The 7,794-nt window shown below is 56.7% G+C and carries 8 protein-coding genes; all 8 read left to right on the forward strand.

Going from position 1 to position 7,794, the window contains the following annotated elements; genetic code table 11:
* On the forward strand, positions 1–792 hold a 792-nt coding region (locus ACWVCN_RS00655), incomplete at its 5' end, for an aminoacetone oxidase family FAD-binding enzyme (protein ID WP_455243573.1).
* A 99-nt stretch (positions 793–891) separates the two neighbouring features.
* A complete protein-coding gene (locus tag ACWVCN_RS00660) occupies positions 892–1,572 on the forward strand; it encodes a succinate dehydrogenase cytochrome b subunit (RefSeq protein ID WP_455243574.1) in 681 nt (226 codons plus the stop codon).
* The gene (locus ACWVCN_RS00665) at positions 1,569–3,482 is read left to right on the forward strand and encodes a fumarate reductase/succinate dehydrogenase flavoprotein subunit (RefSeq protein ID WP_455243575.1); all 1,914 of its coding nucleotides are present in this window, start codon (positions 1,569–1,571) and stop codon (positions 3,480–3,482) included. The genes ACWVCN_RS00660 and ACWVCN_RS00665 overlap by 4 nt, the downstream gene beginning before the upstream one ends.
* 78 nt (positions 3,483–3,560) lie before the next feature.
* Positions 3,561–4,352 carry a succinate dehydrogenase/fumarate reductase iron-sulfur subunit gene (locus tag ACWVCN_RS00670; protein WP_455243576.1) on the forward strand — a complete coding sequence of 264 codons (792 nt, stop codon included), beginning with the start codon at positions 3,561–3,563 and terminating at the stop codon, positions 4,350–4,352.
* Between the two features lie 234 nt (positions 4,353–4,586).
* Complete coding sequence (locus ACWVCN_RS00675; protein ID WP_455243577.1) at positions 4,587–5,069, forward strand: PilZ domain-containing protein; 483 nt, start codon at positions 4,587–4,589, stop codon at positions 5,067–5,069.
* 187 nt (positions 5,070–5,256) lie between these two features.
* Positions 5,257–6,864 (forward strand): murein biosynthesis integral membrane protein MurJ, encoded by a 1,608-nt coding sequence (murJ, locus tag ACWVCN_RS00680; protein ID WP_455243578.1) that lies wholly within the window; start codon positions 5,257–5,259, stop codon positions 6,862–6,864.
* An 8-nt stretch (positions 6,865–6,872) separates the two neighbouring features.
* On the forward strand, positions 6,873–7,403 hold the full coding sequence (locus ACWVCN_RS00685; RefSeq protein WP_455243579.1) for a methylated-DNA--[protein]-cysteine S-methyltransferase: 531 nt from the start codon (positions 6,873–6,875) through the stop codon (positions 7,401–7,403).
* Positions 7,400–7,794, forward strand: a 395-nt coding sequence (gene dtd, locus ACWVCN_RS00690) for a D-aminoacyl-tRNA deacylase (protein ID WP_455243580.1), incomplete at its 3' end; no start/stop codon positions are given. The genes ACWVCN_RS00685 and dtd, both read left to right, overlap by 4 nt.

Here is a 7,794-nt window from a genome sequence, read left to right on the forward strand (position 1 = left end):
GAACGCGTGGGGAAGATCGTTCTGGCTACAGGAGGGCGCTCACTTCCGAAATCAGGCAGTGACGGATTCGGGTACACCCTTGCGAAACGGTTGGGCCATTCTCTTACTCCCAGGGTTCCGGCGCTCGTGCCGCTGGTGCTCGAACCATGGATGTTTCACCGATCCCTCTCAGGACTGTCGCAAGGTGTGGAACTGACCGTAAGAGTGAATGGCAAAGATATCGATGCTCGCACGGGCAGTCTCCTCTGGACGCACTTCGGAATCAGCGGCCCGGTCGTCATGGACGTGAGCCGATTCTGGACCCTGGCGCGGGAGCGTGGCGATTCAGCAGAGCTTATCGGTAATTTTCTTCCGTCTCAGACCCAGGAGCAAGTGAAGGCCTGGTTCAATGACGAAGCTGTGCGTCATCCTCGGCGGTCGGTCGTCAAGACGTTGGCTCTGCTCCTGCCCGAACGTTTTGCCGTTGCGTTGTGCCGGCATGTGAGTTGCGAGCCGCAGCAAGCGACCGCCCAGGTACGTCGTGCCGATCGTGAGCGGTTGATTACCACTCTTACGAGGTTTGTTTTTCCCGTTAAAGGAGAGCGTGGCTGGAATTTTGCCGAGGTGACGGCTGGCGGTATCCCCTTGGAGGAAATTAACTACCGGACGATGGAGTCGAGGGTGATTCCAGGGTGCTATTTTGTCGGAGAAATACTGAACTGCGACGGTCGTATCGGCGGCTTCAATTTCCACTGGGCTTGGGCTACCGGATATCTAGCCGGCCGAGCTTCCGTCATTTCCGAGCAGATGTGATCGCTCTCATCTCGTGCAGTTTGTGAAATGAGCCCCACTTGAGGTCTGCCACTAAGGAGGGTACAAGGATACTCACAGTCTTCATGTGGAGCCTCGGATATGATCCGTTCCTTCGGCCATATTCTCACCTCCATCGGCAGCAAGATCATCGTCGCCTTCTCGGGAGTTGGTCTGGCCGTGTTCGTCGTGTTCCACATGCTTGGCAATCTGCAGGTGTTCCAGGGGGCTGCGGCGCTCAACGGGTACGCCGCGTTCCTTCGTGAAATGCCAATCCTGCTCTGGACGGCGAGGATGGGTCTGCTCGGTATCGTCTGCGTGCACATCGTTCTGGCTGCCCGGCTGGCCATACAGAATCATCGCGCTCGTCCAGTGGGCTACGCGGTTCGTGAATATAGGCAGGCTTCATTGGCCTCTCGCACCATGACCCTGACGGGCAGCTTGCTGCTGTTCTTCGTTGTGTTCCATCTCATGCATCTGACGGCCGGTTGGATTGATCCCTCGTTCTCGGACCAGCTGGATGCTCAAGGTTATCGGGATGTTTTCGGCAAAGTCGTGCATGCTTTCCAGAATCCGTTGTTCGTTGTGATCTATTTGATAGGGCAGGTCATACTGGGTCTTCATCTGAGCCATGCGTTGTCGAGCAGTTTGCAGACGTTGGGCATGGAGCATCCGTTGCTTGATCGGCTGTTCAGGGGAGCAGGTCCTGCAGTGGCCCTATCGGTGGCTGTGGGAAACAGCGCCATCGTTTTGGCAATCGCCGTTGGAGTTGTACATCAATGATCGTTCTTGATCCCAAGATCCCTTCAGGACCGCTCGAAACGAAGTGGGACCGCCATCGGTTCAGTGAAAAATTAGTAAGCCCCAATAACAAACACCATATCAACATCATTGTTGTCGGAACCGGCTTGGCCGGAGCCAGCGCGGCCTCCACGCTTGGGCAACTCGGTTACCAAGTAGATTGTTTTTGCTTTCACGATAGCCCGCGCCGAGCGCACAGCATTGCTGCTCAAGGCGGAATCAATGCGGCGAAGAATTATCAGGATGACGGGGACAGTGTCGCCAGGCTCTTCTACGATACAATTAAAGGCGGTGATTTCCGCTCACGCGAAGCGAATGTGTACCGGCTTGCGCAAGTCAGCACTCAGATCATCGATCAATGCGTCGCGCTGGGCGTTCCGTTCGCACGCGAATACGGTGGCCAGTTGTCAAATCGGTCGTTCGGCGGTGTGCAGGTTTCTCGAACCTTTTACTGCCGCGGTCAGACAGGACAGCAATTGCTCCTAGGAGCGTATTCAGCGCTCTCCTGGCAGATTGAGCGTGGTCAAGTCACGATGCATCCTCGGACGGAGCTGTTGGACCTGATCGTCATCGATGGCCATGCGCGGGGCATTGTCACGCGCGATCTGGTGTCCGGAGCCATCGAGACCTATCTCGCGCAAGCAGTGGTTTTAGCGACCGGCGGCTATAGCAATATCTATTTCCTTTCGACAAACGCGAGCGGAAGCAACGTGACCGCGACGTACCGAGCGTGGAGACAAGGCGCGGCCTTCGCCAATCCCAGTTTCACGCAAATTCATCCGACGGCGATTCCTCCAAGCGAAGAATATCAAGCCAAACTCACGCTGATGTCCGAGTCGCTGCGGAACGACGGGCGATTATGGGTGCCGAAGCAGCCGGGTGACTCGCGCTCGCCCGAGCAAATTCCAGCATCGGAACGGGATTATTTTCTGGAACGCCGCTATCCTCGTTTCGGCAATCTGGTGCCGCGCGATGTAGCATCCCGTGCCGTGAAGCAACAGTGCGACGAAGGGTTCGGAGTGGGGCCGGGGGGCCATGGCGTATATCTCGATCTGGCGGATGCCATTGCGGAACAGGGTTTGGAGGTCATACATGAGCGCTATGGCAACCTCTTCGATATGTATCAGCTGATCACCGGCGAAGATGCCTACAAGGTGCCGATGCGTATCTATCCCGCACCGCACTATACAATGGGAGGACTCTGGGTCGATTACAACTTGATGAGCACGATTCCAGGGCTCTTCGTCATCGGGGAGGCTAATTTCGGCGATCATGGTGCAAACAGGCTGGGAGCCAGCTCGTTGATGCAGGGGTTGGCGGACGGCTATTTCATTCTGCCTTACACCATCGGCCATTATCTGGCTACTACGAAGAACATACCGATTTCCCCCGACCATGCAGACGTACGGGCGGCTGAAGATCGTGTGACGAGCCGGATCACACGACTGCTTGCGGGGCGTGGGAAGAGGACGGCTGCCTCATTTCATAGGGCGCTGGGGCACATCATGTGGAACGCATGTGGAATGGCACGAAACCATGCGGGCTTGAAACATGCGCTGCAGACCATCCCGCCCTTACGTGAGGAATTCTGGCATGATGTGGCCGTACTGGGATCGGGAAAAGCGTTCAACCAGGCGTTGGAATATGCGGGGCGAGTTGCGGATTTTTTGGAATTTGCGGAACTTCTCTGTCGCGATGCGCTTCATCGCGAAGAATCGTGCGGCGCGCATTTTCGTGAAGAGTATCAGACTCCTGAAGGGGAACCGCTGCGCGATGACGGCACCTTTGCCTATGTTGCAGCGTGGGAGTATGTCCCGAATAGCCTGCCAGTACTACACAAGGAGCCGCTGTTGTTCGAATTCGTCAAGCCTTCGACCAGGAGCTATCAATAGGAGTGAAAGGTGAGAAGCGAAGTGTAAGGAGCCGGAACGAGCACTGATGACTACGGTGGGTATGAGGGCTCAGGATCTATGAAATTTACGCTCAAGATCTGGCGACAAGTGGAAGCATCAGAGAAAGGTCGACTGGTGACCTATCAGGCGAAGGATGTGAGTCCGGACATGTCCGTTCTTGAAATGCTGGACGTGGTGAATCAGAGCCTGTTGTTGAAAGGGGAAGAGCCGATCGCGTTCGAGTACGATTGTCGTGAAGGCATTTGCGGCAGTTGCTCGCTGGTGATCGACGGTATCCCACACGGGCCGGACCGGGGGATCACCACCTGCCAACTCTATATGCGGCGTTTCACTGATGGAGCGACGATTACGATCGAACCTTGGAGAGCCAAGGCGTTTCCCGTCATCAAAGATCTCGTGGTTGACCGGAGCGCGTTGGACCGTGTCATGCAAGCCGGCGGATACGTTTCGGTCAATACGGGCGGTGCGGTTGATGGAAATGTCTTGTTGATCGGAAAGGATCAGGCGGAAACGGCAATGGACGCGGCCTCGTGTATCGGCTGCGGCGCCTGCGTGGCGGCCTGCAAGAATGCGTCGGCCATGCTGTTCGCTGCCGCGAAGGTTTCGCACCTGGCCATGCTGCCGCAGGGCGATCCTGAGCGACCCAGACGAGCCAAGGACATGGTGCGGGCCATGGATCGGGAAGGGTTCGGGTCTTGTGGCAATCAGTATGAGTGTGAAGCCGTCTGCCCGAAGTCCATCAGCGTCCGGTTCATCGCACTGCTCAATCGCGAATTTCTCAGGGCGACGATTGCCGAACCAGGCCACCAGACCGGCATCCAGTCCGATCCCCACGCCGAATCGCATTAATCAGTCCGTCTGAACACCGAGTTTCTTTCTCTCTGCAGGCCATCCGAAACCTGTTGTTTTCTTGACAGATCAGATGGCATGCCCAACGATGAACACTATCCCGAATCTGAGTATTGCGACAACGGCAGCCTCTTTTCGCCGATGTTCCAAGGGTGCTGCATGCATTGATACGGATCGTGAGGTTGCTGCTCAATGGGTCGACTGCTACGTTGTCCCCAATGTCGTCATGAGAGCGTGCGGAGATCTCGCCCTCTGTCGATCAGCGAGCGCATTGTCTCGCTTTTCATGGTATCTCCCTTTACCTGTCACCGTTGCAGCTGCCGGTTCCTGGCTTCCCGCATCGGGTTGAACGATCAGAGTCCTCCCATCGATCGTCGCGAACACTTGAGAATACCGGTGCGGCTCTATCTGTCTTTTTCAGGAGGAAAAGTTCGAGGGGAAGGAACTGTGCTGGATCTCTCGATGGGCGGGTGCATTATCAAGAGCGAAACGCAGGTGCGCATCGACGACATCTTCTATTTGGAAATCGCCACGGGCCATCAAGAGCAGCCGTTGGAGGTGGCCGCGATGGTGCGCTCGATCAGCACGAGAGGCATCGCCTTCAAGTTTCTTCGCGCCGCGCAGGAGAACAAGCGACTGCTGGCCTTCGTACAGGCCCAGGCAGCCGAACATCTCCAAAGGTCTCTGGACGTGCCGACTATTCCCGTGAAGTTTTAGTTTGCCTATCTGGATAAAGATTTCCTTGTCGAAATCCACCACCATTTTCGTTGCAGCGCTACCCTAGGCCGTTCCTATCCGGTAACGGCAGGTGGCCATGCCGACGAATTGCCCTATCGACCGGTGCTAAATCGATTATGCGCACTTCGATAGACTGCCCGTCACCGTTCCGCTAGAATCCGGTTCCATGTCCGAGCCCACCGTCCTGTCTGATTCAACTCAAGGCGAAAACCATTCGGTTGTGAAGGCCGCCGGAGTGATCGGCATCGCGACCTTTTCCAGTCGAATCCTGGGATTCATTCGTGACATGGTGCTCGCTCGCCTCTTCGGGGCAACCCCGGCGGCGGATGCCTTCTTTGTCGCCTTCCGTATTCCCAGTTTGTTGCGCGAACTCTTTGCAGAAGGTTCGATGTCCTCCGCCTTCATTCCCGTTTTCACCGAGTATCATACGTTGAAGTCAAAACGGGAGGCCTGGGAGCTGGCCAGCGCGGCCTTCACGACCTTGCTCACACTCGTCACGCTCGTCACACTCGTCGGCATCCTCGCAGCGCCCTGGCTTGTCCAAGCCCTCGCCCCCGGCTTTCATGAATCTCCTGAGAAATTAGCGCTCACCACCCTTTTGACCCGCGTCATGTTTCCCTATCTTCTGTTCATCAGCCTTGCAGCCGTTGCAATGGGGGTCTTGAATTCCGTTCGCGCCTTCGCGGCGCCCGCATGTGCCGCTCTGTTTCTAAACATTTTCGTCATCGGATGCGCCCTGTTTCTCTCCCCTATGCTGCAGCAGCCGATCATCGGAGTTGCGATCGGCGTCGTCGCGGGTGGCGCCGCGCAGTTTGCGATGCAGCTCCCAAGTCTCAAGCTTCGTGGCTTGCTCTTCGGGTGGCGATTCGAACCGGGTCATCCGGGCGTGCGTCGTATGGGCCAATTGATGGTGCCATCTCTGCTCGGCATGTCCGTGACGCAAATCAATTTGACGGTAAGCACAATACTCGCGTCCTTTATTACCGGAGCTCCCACCTATCTGTTTTACGGTATGCGGTTGATCCAGTTTCCCCTCGGGATCTTCGGCGTGGCACTGGCCATGGCGATTTTGCCAACACTGTCTGCGCAGGCCGCTCGGGGCGCGTTGGATGAACTCCGCACGACACTGGGATTCGGCTTACGGATGATCGTGTTCATCATGTTGCCGGCGATGCTGGGGCTTATTTTTCTTCGCCAGCCGATCGTGCATCTGTTTTTTGAACACGGAACCTTCAATGCGAATGACACAGCCGAAACGGCCATGGCTGTGCTCTGTTATGCGGTCGGTCTCTGGGCATTCGGCGGCGTACGGATTATTGTGGCGGCCTTTTACTCGCTGCAAGACACGAAGATACCGGCAATCTCGGCCGCCATTGCGGTGGTCGCGAACATTGTCTTCTCCCTGCTGCTCATGTCGCCGTTGGGTGCGGCGGGTCTGGCCTTGGCGACGGCACTGGCCGCTATGGTCAATGGCGGGATTTTGGTGGCGGTGCTGAATCGTCGGTTAGGCGGTGTGGAGTGGAGATCAGTTGGCCGTTCGGCCTTCCGTGTGTTGATCGCGTGCCTTCCGCTGGTCGCGTCCTGTCTCTGGGTCGCAGAGGCGCGAGTCTGGACCCATCCCGATGAATGGATTGCCAAGTCCGTCATGTTAACCGTTGCGATCGGGCTGAGTGTGTGTGGGTATCTCGGAGTCCACGCGCTCCTGCGCTCAGAGGAATTGGAATTGGTGTGGGACATGGTTCGCAAGAAATTCGGCCGTATGCTGGGAAGGTAGGAAGATCGATGAGCAGGGCGGTATTCTTTCACTCGAGCCTCGGCTGGGTCGGAATCGCCGAATCTGCGGGCGGTATAGCAGCCATCGTCTTTTCGAAGGCCTCGAAGGCAGAGGCAGGAGGGAGCCTTCGAGCCATTTCCGATGGATGCCTGGAGGAGAGGGATTCACCGCGGCTTCGTCGGGCGAAACAGCAGATAAACGAATATGCCGCAGGAACGAGGAAGTCCTTCGATCTTCCAATCGATCTGTCGCAGGGGACGATATTTCAACAGCGTGTGTGGAAGGCACTACAGACCGTGCCCTACGGTCAACTTCGATCGTATCGGGAACTGGCGTCTTCCATCGGCGGACGACGTTATGCCAGGGCAGTCGGCGGAGCTGTCGGTGCCAATCCATTGCCGATCGTGGTTCCTTGTCATCGTATCGTGGCTCACGACGGCTCGTTGGGAGGTTTCTCATGCGGGCTTCCTGCCAAACGACGCTTGTTGGCTCTGGAGGGCTCGCTCTCAAGAATTTGCCGGAGGGAACGGAAGTCATGAGGGCTTTGATTCAAAGGGTGACACGGGCTTCCGTGGAAGTTGATGGCCGAGTGGTCGGCAAGATCGGCGAAGGACTGCTAGTGTTGCTCGGGGTGGCGAAAGGTGACGGGGAATCGGACGGGCGCTTCATCGTCGAGAAACTCAGGACCTTGAGGATCTTCTCCGACGAGGCAGGAAAGATGAATCGATCGCTGAGCGACATCGGGGGATCTATATTGCTGGTGTCCCAATTTACCCTTCTGGCCAATACGAGGAATGGGCGTCGGCCGAGTTTTGGCCAGAAGGGTAAATTGGGACACCAGCAATATAGATCCCCCGATGTCGCTCAGCGATCGATTCATCTTTCCTGCCTCGTCGGAGAAGATCCTCAAGGTCCTGAGTTTCTCGACGA

Source organism: Petrachloros mirabilis (genome assembly GCF_975968855.1).